The organism is Thiothrix litoralis (assembly GCF_017901135.1).
Taxonomy (GTDB): domain Bacteria; phylum Pseudomonadota; class Gammaproteobacteria; order Thiotrichales; family Thiotrichaceae; genus Thiothrix; species Thiothrix litoralis.
Genome location: NZ_CP072801.1, coordinates 2,885,657 through 2,902,307, shown reverse-complemented (window position 1 = coordinate 2,902,307; position 16,651 = coordinate 2,885,657). Strand labels below are relative to the sequence as shown.

16 protein-coding genes are annotated in these 16,651 nt (G+C 54.4%); 4 read left to right on the top strand and 12 right to left on the bottom strand.

The window, feature by feature from the left end; genetic code table 11:
- Window positions 1–75 precede the first annotated feature (75 nt).
- The 8 genes from J9253_RS14020 to J9253_RS13985 all read right to left on the bottom strand — a co-directional run bounded on the left by J9253_RS14020 (window position 76) and on the right by J9253_RS13985 (window position 11,102).
- Window positions 76–1,257 (bottom strand): trypsin-like serine peptidase, encoded by a 1,182-nt coding sequence (locus tag J9253_RS14020; RefSeq protein ID WP_210221542.1) that lies wholly within the window; start codon window positions 1,255–1,257, stop codon window positions 76–78.
- Between the two features lie 167 nt (window positions 1,258–1,424).
- Window positions 1,425–2,948 carry a tetratricopeptide repeat protein gene (locus J9253_RS14015; RefSeq protein WP_210221541.1) on the bottom strand — a complete coding sequence of 508 codons (1,524 nt, stop codon included), beginning with the start codon at window positions 2,946–2,948 and terminating at the stop codon, window positions 1,425–1,427.
- 164 nt (window positions 2,949–3,112) lie between these two features.
- Window positions 3,113–4,171 (bottom strand): GGDEF domain-containing protein, encoded by a 1,059-nt coding sequence (locus J9253_RS14010; RefSeq protein WP_210221540.1) that lies wholly within the window; start codon window positions 4,169–4,171, stop codon window positions 3,113–3,115.
- Between the two features lie 331 nt (window positions 4,172–4,502).
- Entirely contained in the window at window positions 4,503–5,639 is a 1,137-nt protein-coding gene (locus J9253_RS14005; protein ID WP_210221539.1) for an aminotransferase class V-fold PLP-dependent enzyme, read from the bottom strand.
- A 4-nt stretch (window positions 5,640–5,643) separates the two neighbouring features.
- Window positions 5,644–6,621: an L-histidine N(alpha)-methyltransferase gene (egtD, locus tag J9253_RS14000; protein ID WP_210221538.1), complete on the bottom strand. Its 978-nt coding sequence runs from the start codon at window positions 6,619–6,621 to the stop codon at window positions 5,644–5,646.
- Window positions 6,618–7,844, bottom strand: a complete 1,227-nt coding sequence (egtB, locus tag J9253_RS13995; RefSeq protein WP_210221537.1) for an ergothioneine biosynthesis protein EgtB — start codon at window positions 7,842–7,844, stop codon at window positions 6,618–6,620. Before egtB ends, egtD begins: the two co-directional genes overlap by 4 nt.
- A gap of 94 nt (window positions 7,845–7,938) precedes the next feature.
- Window positions 7,939–8,787, bottom strand: a complete 849-nt coding sequence (locus J9253_RS13990) for a hypothetical protein (RefSeq protein ID WP_210221536.1) — start codon at window positions 8,785–8,787, stop codon at window positions 7,939–7,941.
- A gap of 203 nt (window positions 8,788–8,990) precedes the next feature.
- Window positions 8,991–11,102: a molybdopterin-containing oxidoreductase family protein gene (locus tag J9253_RS13985; RefSeq protein ID WP_210221535.1), complete on the bottom strand. Its 2,112-nt coding sequence runs from the start codon at window positions 11,100–11,102 to the stop codon at window positions 8,991–8,993.
- 102 nt (window positions 11,103–11,204) lie between these two features.
- Between J9253_RS13985 and rluB the strand changes: the two genes are divergently transcribed.
- The gene (gene rluB, locus J9253_RS13980; RefSeq protein WP_051543418.1) at window positions 11,205–12,173 is read left to right on the top strand and encodes a 23S rRNA pseudouridine(2605) synthase RluB; all 969 of its coding nucleotides are present in this window, start codon (window positions 11,205–11,207) and stop codon (window positions 12,171–12,173) included.
- Window positions 12,174–12,183: 10 nt separating this feature from the next.
- Here rluB and J9253_RS13975 read toward each other — a convergent pair whose 3' ends face one another.
- The gene (locus J9253_RS13975) at window positions 12,184–12,687 is read right to left on the bottom strand and encodes a PaaI family thioesterase (protein WP_210221534.1); all 504 of its coding nucleotides are present in this window, start codon (window positions 12,685–12,687) and stop codon (window positions 12,184–12,186) included.
- Window positions 12,687–13,304 (bottom strand): guanylate kinase, encoded by a 618-nt coding sequence (gene gmk, locus J9253_RS13970; protein ID WP_210221533.1) that lies wholly within the window; start codon window positions 13,302–13,304, stop codon window positions 12,687–12,689. The genes J9253_RS13975 and gmk overlap by 1 nt, the downstream gene beginning before the upstream one ends.
- A gap of 93 nt (window positions 13,305–13,397) precedes the next feature.
- Here gmk and gloB point away from each other — a divergent pair, with 93 nt between their 5' ends.
- On the top strand, window positions 13,398–14,177 hold the full coding sequence (gene gloB, locus J9253_RS13965; RefSeq protein ID WP_210221532.1) for a hydroxyacylglutathione hydrolase: 780 nt from the start codon (window positions 13,398–13,400) through the stop codon (window positions 14,175–14,177).
- Between the two features lie 7 nt (window positions 14,178–14,184).
- Here gloB and yjgA read toward each other — a convergent pair whose 3' ends face one another.
- Window positions 14,185–14,703, bottom strand: a complete 519-nt coding sequence (yjgA, locus tag J9253_RS13960) for a ribosome biogenesis factor YjgA (protein WP_210221531.1) — start codon at window positions 14,701–14,703, stop codon at window positions 14,185–14,187.
- A 4-nt stretch (window positions 14,704–14,707) separates the two neighbouring features.
- Entirely contained in the window at window positions 14,708–15,583 is an 876-nt protein-coding gene (locus J9253_RS13955) for an SDR family oxidoreductase (protein ID WP_228291389.1), read from the bottom strand.
- On the opposite strand from J9253_RS13955, the gene J9253_RS13950 reads away from it, so the two are divergent.
- Window positions 15,537–15,896 carry a non-heme iron oxygenase ferredoxin subunit gene (locus J9253_RS13950; RefSeq protein WP_323128847.1) on the top strand — a complete coding sequence of 120 codons (360 nt, stop codon included), beginning with the start codon at window positions 15,537–15,539 and terminating at the stop codon, window positions 15,894–15,896. The two genes, J9253_RS13955 and J9253_RS13950, sit on opposite strands and share 47 nt — an antisense overlap.
- Window positions 15,897–15,912: 16 nt before the next feature.
- Window positions 15,913–16,596, top strand: a complete 684-nt coding sequence (locus J9253_RS13945; protein WP_210221530.1) for a DUF1287 domain-containing protein — start codon at window positions 15,913–15,915, stop codon at window positions 16,594–16,596.
- Window positions 16,597–16,651 lie beyond the last annotated feature (55 nt).

The window sequence follows — 16,651 nt, the reverse complement described above, 5'->3', positions numbered from 1 at the left end:
GTTATACATTAAAAAGCAAGGCGGGCATTGTAACGCGCCGCCTTGCTGGATTCACCTACCGATGTGGGGGCGTGCTTACGGTAATTCCTTGACGGCTGTGATCAGGTCAAAAACATCTTGGGAAATACGGGTTCCGGCATTGGTGTTGGGTAACAATATACTTTCCCCATTGGTATGAATACCGAAAGACCAGGCCGTTCCATTGGCGTTTTGAACCCAGATGGGCGAGCCACTCATGCCGCCCGTGGTGTCATTGTCGTAGTACAGTTTGGCTGCTGTGGCGTGTGAAATTGTGCCTGTGCTGGCCCATTGCTGGTGTCCCTCGGCTTTGTCACCCGGGTAGCCGTTGATAGTGATGGCAACGTTTTCTACGGGATCGGCAACGAAATAACTGAAGTAGCCAGTTGAGTTGCCTACTTCACAGTCCAGCTTGATGATGCCAATGTCTGAGTCAGTGTCTGCTACTGTGATCCAGCCCGAAGAGGAATAGATTTCTTTAGGGGTGCAAGAGCCGTAAGGTGCGTAGTCGTCGGAGAATCCTGGATAGATTTTGAAGGCACTGAGCGTCCCCCAGCGACCGGTACTTCCGCCGCCGTGGACACAGTGACCAGCGGTGACCAAGGTATCTTTGCTGACCAGCCAGCCGGTGCAGTGGGTAGCACCGTTATAGGTAATCAGGGCAACAGCACGTTGTGGGTAAGTGTAAGGGTTTACCTGAAAACGGCTGTCGAAGCCCAGCACTGATTCCTGAATAATACGTGCTGCCGGGGTGGTAGTGGTTTTCATGGCTTCCAGTTCGGCAGTGCTCAGTGGTGTCATGTCTGCACCATCGGCTTCTGGACGACCTGCTGCGCCCGTTGAGCCGAAAGACAGTGAGCTGTTCTGGTTGATGTCACTGGCATCAACCACTTGACCACTGCTGGATACCAGACTGTAGCGTCTGCTGGTGGTGACCGACGTCGTACTGTTGGTACTGGCGGGGGCAGCGGAAGGTGGGGCGTTGTCTGTGGTGCTGCTGATGGCGGCTGCGGTGCTGGGGGTTGCTGCTGCGGTGCTGATGGCGGCTGCGGTGCTGATGGCGGCTGCGGTGCTGATGGCGGCTGCGGTGCTGGTAGTTGCCGCAGCTACGGTGGTCGCCGGACTGTCCTGTAGTGCGCTAGCATCGCTACTATTACAGCCGGTAAGATAAGGCGTTAGCGCTACGATTACTGCCATTGCCCGTACCCACCGCAGATGGGTTTGTGAAATCATGTTCATAAGAAAAAGTCCCTGCCATTCAGCGTTTAGATAAGCTACGTTGATTTATAGGCTGGTTGAGACAATTAATTAAATCAATTTTTTTAAATTAATATAGAAATAACTAATGTGTTTTGCTTCAATAATTATTGATTGTATTTTAAGCTGGCCATTAAATTTTAATATTACTATCGAACGATAAGTTTCTTGATTTCTTGCAAGCTGGATAACACTTTTTTTAATGCCTCATGGGAAAAAATAGACCGATTATCAGGATTTTGGGTGTTTAAGAGCTTTGAATTATAGTGTAATAATTCTTTAAGCTCTTGCAAGCTGCGTTCTTGTTGGCCTAGATGAAAATAACTGACGCAACGTGCCATTTCTCCCCAGAAGCCAAAACGCTGGATGCGTTCCGCCCGTGCGAGGGCTACCTGATAGTCACCTTGGTTGAAGGCGTGCAGGAAAGGTAGCACGTGATACCAGTCCGGTTGTGGGAAAGGAATGGCCATGAGGGAGTAGATGGCTTGTATCCCGGTTTCCTGATCGCCAAGCATGTATAGCCCGAAGCCGTAGAGGTACTCAATGGAGGTATCGAAAGGGTTAGTTTGCCGTGCGATTTCCAGTTCTGCCCGGCACAGTTTGTCATCACCCAGAAAATAGCGGTTATGGGCAAAAATGGAATGCGCTTCTGCATTGCCAGGATCAAGTCTCATGGCGGTGCGGGCTGCGTGTGTCCAGGTTGCTTCCAGGTTTTCAATAAGATGGTATTGCAATACATGATCATAACCACATAAACGCGCCAAGATGACCAAGGCTTTGCTGTCATTCGGGAAGTGTTTCAGGCGTTGCCGACAAGCATTCAGCGCAATGCTGAAACTGTCAGGGGTAATGTTGCGCAGGAAGGCGAGGTAATGTACCAACGCTTCGTGCTGGGGGGGGAGGGGCATCGTCAGGCTTAGCTGGTATTGCGCCCAGTGGTACATGATTTTGCCGGAATGTAGGGCAACGGTATTGGCGGCGACTTGTAAACACAGCGCATCCAGATCGGCTTGACTGGGGTTGGTTGGCAGGCGCAGGGTATTGGCACACACTAACGCATCGCTGAGCGTATGGGTCAGCACGAAAAATAGTTCAATCTCAGCCGCTGTTGATTGGATGTCACAGGTGATAGTGTAATCGCTGCTGTGCTGTTGCGTTACCAGACGGATATTGCGGAAACGGCTCAGTATCAGTAATAGCTCACCCCGTAGCCGGTTACACATCGGGACGGTTGTGGGGCTATGCGGATCAAGTAACTGGCATGATAAAAATAATTTGGGACCTTCGGTGAGAGAGAGCACCAGATCGTCGGCCACTGGTGGTGTTATGGTCAATGGGGGGGTGCCCGGCCGGAAACTGACTTGATACCTACCTTTGGGCATGGTGATTATCACCGCGCTGGTGTTACTGGCATCTGCATAATGTTCTTGCAACAATTTGCGTAATCGCCCAGCCTCGATACGTACCAAGGGGTTGTAAGTGGGGGAAAAATCAGAGGGTTTGCCCAGTGCTTCGATGGCAATGCTCTGCTGGTTCAGACTGCTGCCTCGACCAGCGAGCGTTTCTTGCACAGCATATCGTAAAAAGGTTTTAATGACCTTCCGGGCGCGGAAGCGCGGACTGGCAAGGATGGCATCCAGTTCAGCAATAACCAATTTTTTATCTATATCCATACGAGCTTGTGCTTCCCCCCATTTTTATGTTTCTTTTAAAAAGCAGACTAACACCTTATAGCATGTTATTCGTGGATAGAAATGCTATTTGGATAAACACGGCGTAAATTTTTTGTCACAAACTGTAACAGCAACGGTCACATTCAGCAGACTTGGCCTACTGCTTAGGCTGCATGGGTGCTAATGGCGGGTGGCATTGCCAGTTGGATCATGCCCTCGCCACAGTTTTCCTTGGCGATCTGGTTACGTCCGTTACGCTTGGCGCGGTACAAAGCGCGATCGGCTGCATTGAGTAACATGGCAGGATAAATCACTTCCGCTTCGTGCAATGCCTGCGGGTCGTGCGGTGGATTCGGTGTGCAACTCGATACCCCAATGCTGACGGTGACAATGCGTGGGATAGCCCCGTCGGAGTGCGGCACGCGTTGATCTTCCACACTTTTACGCACCCGTTCTGCCAGTAATGCGGCATCTTCCGGGTGAGTGTCGGGTAGCAGGATAACGAACTCTTCACCGCCGTGGCGAGCGACTACGTCAGAAGCCCGTCGTGCTACCGCTTTGATGCACTGGGCAATAATTTGTAGGCATTGGTCGCCTGCCTGATGCCCATGACGGTCGTTGTAACGTTTGAAATGATCCACATCAATCATCAGTAGTGACAAGGGCTTGCCTTCACGGGCGGCGCGTCGCCATTCGGTTTTGAAGGTGCTGTCGAAATAGCGCCGATTGGAGATTTGTGTTACCGGGTCGGTATGTGCCTGTTCCTGCACCTGTATTTGTACGGCGTGTAAGTCATTCAGCAGACTGGTAATGGAACGTGAAGCCATCGCTAGCAACACACCCAGCAACACAGTTGCCAACGCTAATGATTGTTGCGCCGTTTCCCCCAGCAATAGCAGGTTCAGGGTAATGGGCAACAGGATGGCACCGATTTGCACATATAAAGCGAAACTGGACAGCGCCAATACCGGCATGGCGGCAACAATTGCCCCCGCCAGCAGCAGTACGTGTACGGCTTGGATAGTCGTGTCCTGCGAAAATAAAATAAAGCCGGAGACGCCCCATAATGCGCTGATTAGGGTGGAATAAATCAGGTAACGATGCCCGAATGCCTGCAACTCTTCGGGTGAATAATGCTGTGATGGCAAGAAGCCTTGCCCGAATAACCAGCGGGTGACGTTCATGGTGAGGATCGCACCAAACCAAACCAGCAGTAACGGCATGTTATGATCCTGTTCAGTCCAGCGCAGCAGGATAAACAGGCTGGCAGCAAACAAATTCCCCCAGAACCAAGTAGAGCCGTGGCGAGATAAAAAAGTAATCTGCCCATGCAGGACCATTGGTGAAGTGTATAAGGATGAGTTGGTCTTTTTCTTATTCATTGCGTCTTTATCTTGGTTGCAACCATCAAATTACTGTGCCTTGGCGTGACGCCCCTGTCGAGGCCAAGTCTAAATATAGTGCATCCTGTTGAGGATTGCGCTAGCTAGGTTGATTTTATATCGGGCAATAATAGATTTTATTTATAATAAATAGCAAGCTCAAAAAACAGCCTTATGATTCCAGTACCCGCAAAACCTTGTCCAGATGCGTAAATGGTGTGTAAAAATGCGGTGACAGCCGCACGCCACCGCCACGTGATGCGCAGAATACCCCGTGATCTTGTAAGTGTTTGAATAGTGCTTCATTCGTCAGGGTACGTGAACGGAAGGTCAGCATCCCTGAGCGCCTTTCCGGGCGGGTATCACTGAGGATTTCAATGTCGGGTAGCGTCGCCAGCCCATCCAGCAGGTACTGTATGCGTGCGGAAAGTTGCGCCCACACTTCATCCATTCCTGCTTCCAACAAGACCCCAAGGCTGGCGTGCAGGGCGTGAATCCCTAGCATGTTCGGGCTGCCGCACTCAAAGCGCCGCGCATCAACCGCTGGTTGGAAGGTTTCCATGCTGTAATCACTGAGCCCTTCGGCCATGTGCCAGCCATATTGGGTCAGGTTGAGTTGCGCTTGCACCTCGCGGCGCACGTAGAACAGCGCCAAGCCTTCCGCCCCCAGCATCCATTTATGCCCGTCTGCGACGACGAAATCGGCTTGCACGTGTTGCGCATCAAACGGGATGGCACCGAGTTGCTGGATCGCATCCACGCAAAACAGGATGCCATTGGCGCGGCAAAATTCACCGACTTTCTGCAAATCCATGCGCAAGCCGTTGGTGTATTGCACCGCGCTAATGCTGAGCAAACGGGTGCGTGAGTCGCACAGTGCTAGCAAGGCTTGTTCAGGGTCAGCGGCGTGTTCGGTCAAATCCAGTTGGCGAAATTCCACGCCTTTACTGGCCAGCGATTGCCACACAAAACGGTTGGAGGGGAATTCCTGACGAATGCCGACCACATTATCCCCGGCTTGCCAGTCCAGCCCGTAGGCGACGAACGACAAGCCTTCCGAGGTGTTTTTTACCAAGGCAATGTCGCCTGCTGCGGGGGCGTTGAGCAATTGGCGGGCTTGTTCGCGCAGGGCTTGTTCCACCGTCAGCCAGTGTGGGTAATTGAGCGTACCCTGGCGGGCATTTTCTGCGGCAAAGGCTTGCACTGCATCCGCCGTTACTTGCGGCCAAGGGGCGACTGCCGCGTGGTTGAAGTACAGGCAATCATGTAGGGCTGGGAATTGGCTGAAGAGGCTGTCAGGGCTTGGCATAGGTTCAGGCTCGCACGGTGCAGTAGTAAAGTCCGAACAGATTAGCAGGATCTGTCCAATGTTGCTCGCACGTAAACCCGGCGGCGCTTGCTAGCGCGATGAATTCTGCTGGATGGTATTTGTAGGAGTTTTCGGTGTGGATGCGCTCGCCTTCACGAAAAGAGAAGGTTTTGCCAGCGATTTGCACCCGTTGCGCGGTCAGGCTGGTGAGGTGCATTTCAATCCGACCCATGGCTTCGTTATAGCAGGCGTAATGTGCAAACTGGGCTAGGTCAAAGTTGCCGCCCAGCTCGTTATTGATGCGTACCAACAGGTTGAGGTTGAAGTCAGCGGTGACGCCAGCCGCATCGTTGTAAGCCGTTTCCAGCACGGCCTTGTCCTTTTTGCGGTCAACACCGATCAGCAAGCCGCCGCCTTTGCCAACCAGTTGCGCAATGTGGAACAGGAAATGTTGCGCTTCCGGCAGATCAAAATTGCCCAGACTGGAACCAGGAATGAACACCACCCGGCGGCCTTGCGGCACGTGCTGCGGCAACTTGAGTTCACGGGTAAAGTCGAGGCAAGCGGCATGGATATGTAACCACGGAAACGTTTCACCCAGCGCTGCGCTTGACTGGCGCAAGAAATCGCCGGAAATATCCATCGGTACATAGGCTGCCGGGCGCAGTGCATCCAGCAGCAATTGCACTTTTTCACAACTGCCGCTGCCCGGCTCGATCAACACGGACTCTGCGCCGATCAGGGTGGCAATTTCGGGCGCATAGTCGCGGTATAACTGCTTTTCTACGTGTGGCACGTAATATTCGGGTTGTTCCAGAATGGCTTCAAACAACTGCGAACCGCGTTCGTCGTAGAAGAATTTAGGCGGAATCTGCTTGTGTTCATGAGCCAGCCCGTGCAACACGGCGTGGCGGAAACTTTCCAGTTCCGGCTGATAATCGTGAAAACTCACGTTGGTGGTGTTGGGGCAAGTAGCGTTCATGCGTCCTCCGCAAGACGAATGCCGCTGAACTGCCAGCGGTCATGGGGGTAAAAAAAGTTTCGGTAGGTGGGGCGAATATGGTCGGGCGGGGTAATGCACGCGCCGCCGCGCAGCACCCATTGGTTGCACATGAATTTGCCGTTGTATTCGCCCATGCTGCCTTCCAGCGGCTGGAAACGTGGGTAGGCGGTGTAGGGCGAGGCTGTCCATTCCCACAGTGAGCCGTAGTGTTGCCCGCTGCCTGCTTGGGGGTGGAAGGTGTTGCTGTCGGTGAAATGCCCCTGAGGGGGCAATTCACGCAGTTTGTGTTCGAGTTCCGCTTCCAGTGGCAAACGTTTGCCCGCCCAGCGTGCGAAGGCATCGGCTTCGTAATAGCTGGTGTGCGCGACGGGTGCGTTGGGGTTGAGTGGCGCGAAACCGTGTAGGGTAAATTCGTGCCACACGCCATCGCGTTTTTCCCAATACAGCGGTGCTTGCCAGCCGTGCTGCTTGATGTAATACCAGCCATCTGCGAGCCATAAATCAGCACGTTGGTAGCCACCGTCTTCGATGAAGGCGCGGTATTCGGCATTGGTGCTTAGGCGTGAGGCAAGGCGGTGCGCTTCCAGCCAGACTTTGTGCTGGGGGCGTTCGTTGTCGTAGGCGAAACTGGCGGCGTCGAAGCCGCTGTCGATTAAGCCGCCTTCGCGTGTTTCCCATGTCAGCGGGATAGCGTCTTGTTCGGGTAAGGGTTTGGGCAGGTAAATCGGGCGTAGTGGGTTACGCCAGAAATTGTGCTTAATGTCCATGTACAGCAATTCTTGATGTTGCTGTTCGTGGTGCAAGCCTAGCGTGATCCGTGCGGCAATCTCAGGCCACTGGCTGGCATCGGCGTGGGTGATTAGATCGGCGATGCGTTCATCAATGGCGGTGCGGTAGGCGTAGACTTCTTCCACGGTGGGGCGTGACATCAAGCCACGTTCGCCACGAGGCTGCATCGAGCCAACCGTTTGATAATACGAGTTGAACAGGTAGTTGTAATCCGGGTGGAAGGTTTGGTAATCCTTCACAAAGGCTTGCAACAGGAAGGTTTCAAAAAACCATGTCACATGCCCCAGATGCCATTTCGGTGGGCTGGTTTCGACAATGCTTTGCAGTTGGTAATCGTCACGCGCCAGCGGTGCACAAATGGCGGCACTGGTGTGGCGGATGCGTTGGTATTCTTGCAGTAATGCAGCAGTCATTCGATATTCCTTGATCGTTTGGTGCTTTGTAATACGTTTCGGGCTTGAAGGCAGTTGTACGCCATGATTGTGGGGTATTTATGTGATGGTCTGGTTACGGGTGGCGCAGGATTGCGGCGACGTGTTGCGCGGCTGCGAGGGTATCGGCGTAGAGGATGGCGCGGCGGTCAAAGGTTGCCGTATCCGGCACAACCGTCACGCCTTGCGTTGCTGCCCGTTCGGCGTAGTTGGCTGGCAAGGGGGCCGTGCCAAACAAGGAGTAAACGTAGCCTGTGCGTATCCGTTCCAGCGCTTGCCAGAGGCGTTTATCCGCCAGTGCTACCCATGCGGGGACGAAGTGCTTGCCGTAAAAATCGAAAAAGCCGTTCGAGCCGCGTAAGTGCATTTCGATGACTTTACCGCCGATCATTTCTACATTGCATAGGCCAGTGTAGCCGGGGAGTTGGGTGTGGATAATGTCGCTAATCGTGGGTTCTAGATGCGGCAAGTCTACGCCGATATGCCAATATATCGGGCGTTGCTGGTCTTTTTCGGCAGCACCTTGGGTATGCGCAAACCATAGCGCCTTGCCTGCCAAGACCAAGCAATCGGTGCTGGTGTGGTCGCCTACTAAATATTCACCCCAGAAACAGCCGGGGGCGCACTGAGTCTGTCCCGTTGATAAATCACCTGCGGTGGTGGCTTGCGCCTCCAGCGACATACCCAGCAAGTTGGTCATGGGTTTGACGAGTAGTGGCGTGGCGGCGTTTATTCCCATGCTGAGTGGATCAATGCCACACGGTGCAGCCAGCAAGCCTTGGGTGAGTGCCAGTTGCAATTTGTCGTAAACGTGGCGATGTTGGGGGTTAAGCCGCCACGCATGGGTATCATTAACGCCAATATCATGCAGCGGTTCCGGCTGAAACAGGTGGTGGCGGTGGGGTAAAACGCCGTGGAAGGGCATCGGGTATCCTTGTCATAGTCTGTGTCCCTGCTTTGTAATACGTTTTGCAGCGGATAGCAGATGGTCGTCATGATTGTGGGGTTTTTGTTTTCTGGCTATGCTGGGGCAGTAATGAGGTGTTTTGGACTATCTGGAGTTGAACTCCAGATGGTCGTCGAATATTCTCTAATAATATGATTATACGTGATATTATCAGAAATTTTTTAACCTTCCGCCACCTTGCGCACCTCACACAACAACGATTTAAACGGCGGAAATCCACTAATCGGGTCAAGGTGTTGATCGTCGGTCAGCTCATTCACATTCGCCTCATTCCAGCCGTGGAAGCAATGCGCCACGCCCGGTTTCATAATGTCGGTCACATCGGCGCGAAATTGCACCATCCCCCGCGCGGAACGTACTTCCACTGCATCGCCCGTACTTATGCCGCGTGCAGCCGCATCATCCGGGTGAAGCTGTACCCGTGGATGCGGGTCATACGCCAGCATCGCCGCGACATTGTGCTGCTGCGAATGGGTGAAAAACTTTTGCCGCCCACCAGACGTCAGCACTAACGGATAATCCGCCAGCAATTCTGGGGTCGACAGCGGGCTTTCCATCGGTTCGCGATACGTCGGCAAGCCATCGTAGCCGTGCGCTTTCAACTCTACCGAATCGAATTCGATTTTGCCGGTCGCGGTGCGGAAGCCGTTGATGCGCCATTGGCGGTCAGCATCCAGAAAGCCCATGTCCACCAACTCCTCGATGACCGGGCTGTAAACGGTCACACCCGCCGGGTTTTCCCACGCTTCTTTACGGATGTCGTCGGGTAAACCTTCGCCCATTTCTTCCCACGACGCGGCGAGATTGCCGTGCCAGAACTGTTCCGCCATGCCGAGTTTGACGCCGAGTTCGAGGAAGATTTGTCCATCCGGTTTGGCTTCACCGCGTGGCGGCAGGGCTTGGTGGCGGTATTTGACCTCCCCTTGATACGCACAGCCGGGGTAAGCAATCAGCGCGGTGCGTTCCAGACTGGTGGCGGCAGGCAGCACAATATCGGCTTGCAAGGTGGCCGGGTTGTGGAAAAAATCAGAGACGGCGAAAAAGTCGAGTGCGCCGAGTGCCTGTTCCATGCGTTTGGAGTTTGCCCACATCGCAGTATTAATGCCCATTGCCAGCAAGGTTTTGAGCGGCTGCGGCTTGCCTTCGAGGATGCAATCCGGCATCAACATGCTTTGCGCGGCAGGCCAGTATTTTGTCCAGATCGGGAACACTTCGTCGCCAATGCGTGGTGGCAGTTCGTTTTTGCACACGTCGAACAGCTCAATTGGCTTGGGCAATACTTTGTCGTTGAAGAAGCGGTTGCCGCCTTCCCGGTCGATATTGCCCGTGACTGCCGACAGCAAAATCATCGCGCGGTGGTTCTGGAAACCGTTGCTGTGCTGCACGGTGGAGGTCGGCGACATGGCAATTTGCGCCGGGTGGGTGGTGGCAAACAGTTCAACCGCTGCACATAAATCCGCCTCACTAATCCCACAAATCGCCGCAACCCGTTCCGGCGGGAATGCTTGAATATAATCACGGAAAGCATCCAGCCCATTCGCCCATTCATCCAGAAACGCCTGATCTTGCCAGCCGTTTTTGAATATCAGGTGGTGGAAACCGAGCGCGAGTGCGCCATCCGTGCCGGGGCGGATTTGCAGGTGAATGTCGGCCAGTTCAGCGGTTTCGGTGCGGCGCGGGTCGACCACGATCATCTTGCGGCCTTTTTTGCGGCTGGCAAGGTGGTGGTTTTCAAACGGTGGAATCGAGCCGGAAGCGTTGGTTGACCACACCAACACACAACGGGTTTTGGGCGATTCAACCGTGGAGGTGGTTTTGAGCTTGTAACCGTAAGTGAGTTTTTCCGCCACCATCGTTGCCGAAAAACAGCAGCCGGATTCGGTGAGGTAATTGGGGCTGCCGAAAGCGTGCGCGAGGCGCTGCAATTGCGGGCGGGCTTCCTTGGTGTATCCGGCGAAGAAACCGACAGCGGGTGCGCCGTGTGCGGCTTTGGTTTGCTGCAAGTGGGCGGCGATGGTGTCGAGCGCTTCCTCCCAACTGATGCGCTCGAATTCGCCAGAGCCTTTCGCGCCGACCCGTTTCAACGGGTAGAGCAGGCGATCGGGGTGGTATTGGCGTTCCAGTTGTAGCTGTCCGCGTGGACAGTTGGGTAAGCCTTCCACCTTGATGGCGCGTCCGCTCGCGTCGATGGTGACATCGAACAGGCAATTGGCATCGCATTCGTAGCAAGTGGTGCTTTTAACAAGCGTATCAGTGTGGGCAACAGCAGTCATGGATACTCTCAGGGTAGTCGAATCGCGCGAGTGTAGCTCAGCTTGTGCAATGCCATAATCTCCTGCAAGACTACTGGGGGAAATAGGCGTAATATTCCCCGCATGAAAGAACGCATCCAAAAACTCCTCTCCCGCGCTGGTTATGGCTCACGCCGTGAAATCGAGCGCATGGTCAACGCTGGCGAAATTCTGGTGAACGGTAATCGTGCCGAATCCGGGCAGGCGATTGACGAAAACGATCAAGTCACCTTGCGCGGTCAGCGCCTGCACTTGAGTTCGCGCATCCATGCCACCCATAAAGTGCTGATGTACCACAAGCCTGCGGGCGAAATGTGTACCCTCAGTGACCCGGAAGGCCGCCCCACGGTGTTTGATAACTTGCCGAAAATCCGCGCCGGGCGCTGGATTATGATCGGGCGTCTCGACATCAATACCGACGGTTTGCTGCTGTTCACTACCGACGGCGAACTGGCCAACAAACTGATGCATCCTTCCTCGGAAATTGAGCGCGAATACGCTTGCCGGGTCATGGGTCAGGTTGACAATGAAATGCTGATCCGCTTGCAGGAAGGCGTGGAGTTGGAAGACGGCAAAGCCAACTTCATCCGCATCAAGGATGCTGGCGGCGAAGGCTTGAACCATTGGTATCACGTGGTGCTGGCAGAAGGCCGCAACCGCGAAGTGCGCCGTTTGTGGGAATCCCAAGGCGTGAAAATCAGTCGCCTGATTCGGGTGCGTTACGGCAACCTGATGCTGCCGCGTTACTTACGCAGCGGGCATTACAAAGAGCTGGAAGTGCGCGAATTACGCAAGCTCTACGGTTTGGTCGATATGCAGTTTGAAGATGGTTCTGATTTCAATGCAGAGCGTCCAGAACGTTCCTCGCGTCCATCACGCTCATCCGGCGGGCCAAGACCGGGAGCTGCGGCGAAACCGGCTGAATCTGGTCGTCGTGGCGTGATTGGCGGAAGCCATCCTTCCTCACGGCGAGCGAGTTTGGCGCGTCCAGCCAGCCCTGCGGGTGCGGGTGGTGGTAAACGTCCACCCTCACCCCGTGGTCGCTCACGCTAGTCCTGCACCATTACGCGGCTGAGCCGATTTGCGCCAGATACCCTGCTGGGCGGATGGCGACTACACACACAACCTTGGTGCATAGCCGCCCTTGGTTGTCGTATAAGCCATATTCAAAGCTCGGTGTGCTACGCCCACGCCTTTCCAGTTCTGCCCGAATAGCCACTTCGGTGTCGGGCGGAAAATCAAAGCGCAATTCCATATCGGTAATGCCGGGGCGCACGAAATCCACACTCAAATGCCGTGTCCACACATGGTATTCCGGGAAGACTTTCGAGCACGCCAGCGGTGCAATCGGGTCAGCCAACGATGCCTGAAAGCCACCAAACATGCTGCCGCCCATATTGCGCGAAATCCACGTCAGCGGTAGGCGAATGCGGATGTGTCGCCAGTCATTGTCCAGCTTCAACACCTTGATACGCATCATCCACCAAGGTGGGTAGAGTTCCAGCCGCCGACTATCCGGCAGAAAAGCCAGCCAGCGCCGCGAGAATTTAACAACGTTGAAAGCCATCAGCCGACCAAATCAGTCAGCAATGCCTGATGCTGTTGGATTTGCGAGGTGAGTTTCAGGCGTTCGCTCTGGAAGATGCAGGCCAGTTGCGCCAGTGCCGTTTCAAAATCGTCGTTGATGATCAGGTAATCGTATTCGGGGTAGTGCGACATTTCAGCTTGTGCATCACGCATCCGCCGTTGGATGGTTTCGGCACTGTCTTGCCCGCGCCCGTGCAGGCGTTCGCTCAAGGCCGCAATGCTAGGGGGCAGGATGAAAATGCTGGTGACATCCGCGCGTTCGCGGACTTGCTGTGCTCCTTGCCAGTCAATTTCGAGGATCACATCCTTGCCGGTTTCGCGTAAGGCATCCACCGACAGGCGTGAAGTGCCGTAGTAGTTATCAAACACTTGCGCGTATTCGAGGAAATTGCCGTCTGCCACTTGTTGGCGGAATACGTCTACTGGGGTGAAATGGTAGTGTATGCCATCTTGTTCGCCGGGGCGCGGCTGGCGGGTGGTGTGTGAAACCGATACCGCCAGATGGTCGACGCGCTCGCGCAAAGCGTTGAGCAGACTGGATTTGCCTGCGCCGGAAGGTGCTGAAACAATGTAAAGCTGGCCTGTGCGTGTATTCATCTGAAAATCCGCCCGATGTGCTGGTAAATATGCGATTATAAGGCAGTGAGCATTATAGTCTAACTGCTGAAACCCTGAATAAGGTGTCTTTTTATGATGCAAGTAACCCCAATACCCGCTTTTACTGATAATTACATCTGGCTGATCAGCAATGAGGCCGCCCAGCAAGCCGCGATTGTCGACCCCGGTGATGCTGCTCCGGTGCTTGAGGCACTTCAGCGCTTGAACATGCAGCCGGTCGCTATCCTGATCACACATCATCATCGCGATCATGTGGGTGGCATTGAAAAATTGCTGCAAGCCTACCCCGGCTTACCCGTGTATGGCCCGGTGAATGAACGTATTCCGCTCGTCAGTCATCCATTGGCGGAAGGCGAGCAGCTTAACCTTGAGTCGTTGGGGCTGAGTTTCAGCGTGATGGAATTGCCGGGGCATACCGCCGGACACATTGTGTATTACGGGGAAGGTAGCCTGTTCTGTGGCGATACCCTGTTTGCCAACGGTTGCGGGCGGGTGTTCGATGGCACGCTGGATGACTTGTTCCATTCGCTGCAACGCATTGCCACGCTGCCAGCCGATACGCAGGTGTATTGCACCCACGAATACACCGTGGACAATATCGGTTTCGCCAAATGGGTCGAGCCTGATAATGCCGCGCTGGATGTCCGTATGGAAGAATGTTGGGCGCTATTGGATGCAGGCTACCCAACCGTGCCGTTTGAGCTGGGGCGCGAGTTTGAAACCAACCCGTTTTTGCGTACCCACATTCCCGAAGTCATTGCCCAAGCCGAAGAAATCGCGGGGCGTGAAACCCATACCCCGGAAGACGTATTCGCGGTGTTACGTATTTGGAAAGATACCGAGTACGATTAAAATCTGCTTAGCGTAACGATTCGTGGTCGGTGATTTCCCGGAGCAGCTTGAATAATTCACGGCTGCTTTTCGGTGGCTTTTTCAGCTCGCTTTCCTTCTGTGCGTTGCGGATCAGGCTGCGCATCCGTTGCACGTCGGTGTCTGGATACTCTTGTAGCCAAGTATTCAGCATCTTGTCATCGCTAATCAAGCGATCACGCCAGCGTTCCAAGCGGTGCAAGCGGGCAATTTCGGCTTTGCTACCGCGATCCCATTCCGCCAGTTTGGCTTCGATGGGTTCGAGAATTTCAGTACGCATCAACTTGCCGATGAACTGGCGCTGGCGGCGGATGGCTCCGTTAGCGGTCAGGCGTTGTGCCAGCAAAATCGAATCATAGAGCTTTTCGGATAAATCCAGTTGGTCAAGCTGCTCTTTGCGCAGGGTAATCAGGCGCTCGCCCAAGGCTTGCATCGCTTCGGCTTCGCGCTTGAAGTGGCTGCGGCTGATGTAATCGTCTTCTTCGTCGTCGTTTGCGTAATCAATCATGGTTCTATCCTTTCAACATGCCCAGACCAGCGGTCAGGGACGGGTACTTTAACGGGATACCTAATTCAGTCAACAGTTTATCGTTACGAATACGCCGTGATTCCTGCAAATACGAGAGCATTCCGGCGCTCATGGCAGCTTGCGCTTCTGCCATGCGGATTTGCGGGGGGCGCGACAACCCGGCGTAATCCGCCACTTGGTTGAAATAATCGGTCATGGTGGAAGGGTGGCCGTCGGTGGCGTTGTAAATCGCTCCGGCGGGGGCAGTTTCCATTGCCCATTTACACACCATTGCCAAGTCATCGGCGTGGATGCGGTTGGTCCACGGCGCTTCGGCCTCATGCAGCACGGGTTCGCCGCGTTTAAGGCGCTCCAGCGGTAAGCGGTCGGGGGCGTAAATACCGGGGACGCGCAAAATCACGATGTCACCGCCAAAACGTGCTGCCCATTCCTGCACGGTGTTTTCAGCATCGACACGGCGTTTGGCGCGGTCAGCCACGGGTTTCAGCGGTTCGGTTTCGTCGATCCAGCGGCCTGCGCAATCACCGTAGACGCCGGTAGTGCTGATTAATACCACCCGTTTGGGGGCTGCATCGACCGCTTTGAGGAAACGCCGTATCCGGTCATCGGTTTCCCCACGGGGTTGTGGCGGCATGAACCAGTAGACTGGCGCTTCATCCAACGCGAAAATTGGGAAGAAGCTGCCGCGATCCACATCGCCCTGACGCATGGCTAAACCTTGTTCCAGACCCAGCCGCAAGGATTCCTCACCGCGCACCCAGCCTATAGCCTTGGTTCCCTCGTTTTGGTATAACCGTCCGACACGGCGACCAATGTCACCACACCCCATAATCCACACATTTTGGTTAGATGCACTCATGAACAACTCCCGACTCGATGCTGGCAGTATAAACGAAATCAAACCCGGAAAGATGAAACGGGTCGACGTAGGCAATGGCAAACGCATCCTCGTCTGCCATGTGGATGGTGAATTTTACGCGGTAGACGATATGTGTACCCACGAAGATGCTTCGCTGTACCTCGGTTGCTTGCACGGTGATCGGGTGCAATGTTCCCTGCATGGCGCAGAATTCAGCGTTAAAACCGGCGCACCCATGGCCGAACCTGCCGAAATTCCCCTGAAAACTTACCCGGTCAGTGTCGAAGACGGTCACATTTTCGTGACGGTATAAACAGGTGCGGCGTTTTATGCGGTATTTCGTCTGGTTGTTTTTGCTGCTGTTGATCCTGTATCTGGGCTGGGATGCGTATCGGCGCTTTATGTTGCCGCCCGTCGTGCCGCCGCAGATTATTATACCGCCACCCGTTATCAAGCCGCCGGAACCGCCGCCTGTGCTGGAGCCGAAGCCGCCTGAGCCGGTGAGAAAATTGCTGGAGTCGGTGTACCAACAAGTAGAGGTAACTCGTGGGTATGACCCCGCTTACGTTAATCTCAAATACCCCGGTGGCGATGTGCCGGAATCAACCGGGGTATGCGCGGATGTGATTGTGCGGGCATTCCGTGCTCAAGGCGTTGACTTGCAGCAGGCATTGCACGAAGACATGCGCCGGAATTTTGGTGCGTATCCGAGCAAGTGGGGTTTGAAAAACCCCGATACGAATATCGACCATCGCCGGGTATACAACCTGATGCGGTTTTTCGAGCGCCAAGGCAAGTCGTTGCCGATTACCCAAAATCCGGCAGATTACCAGCCGGGCGATGTGGTGGCGTGGGATTTGGGTAAAGGGCAGGCGCATATTGGTCTGGTCACGCATTACGTCACCTCAGATGGACGTCCGCTAATGGGGCACAATATCGCTTACGGCACGAATGTCGAGGATGCTTTGTTTTTTTGGCCGATCATCGGACACTATCGCTACTTTAGCCAGTAATCCCCGCCGCTAAACGGGCAGCCGTACTACTGTGTGATGTCAGGTAACTCACACA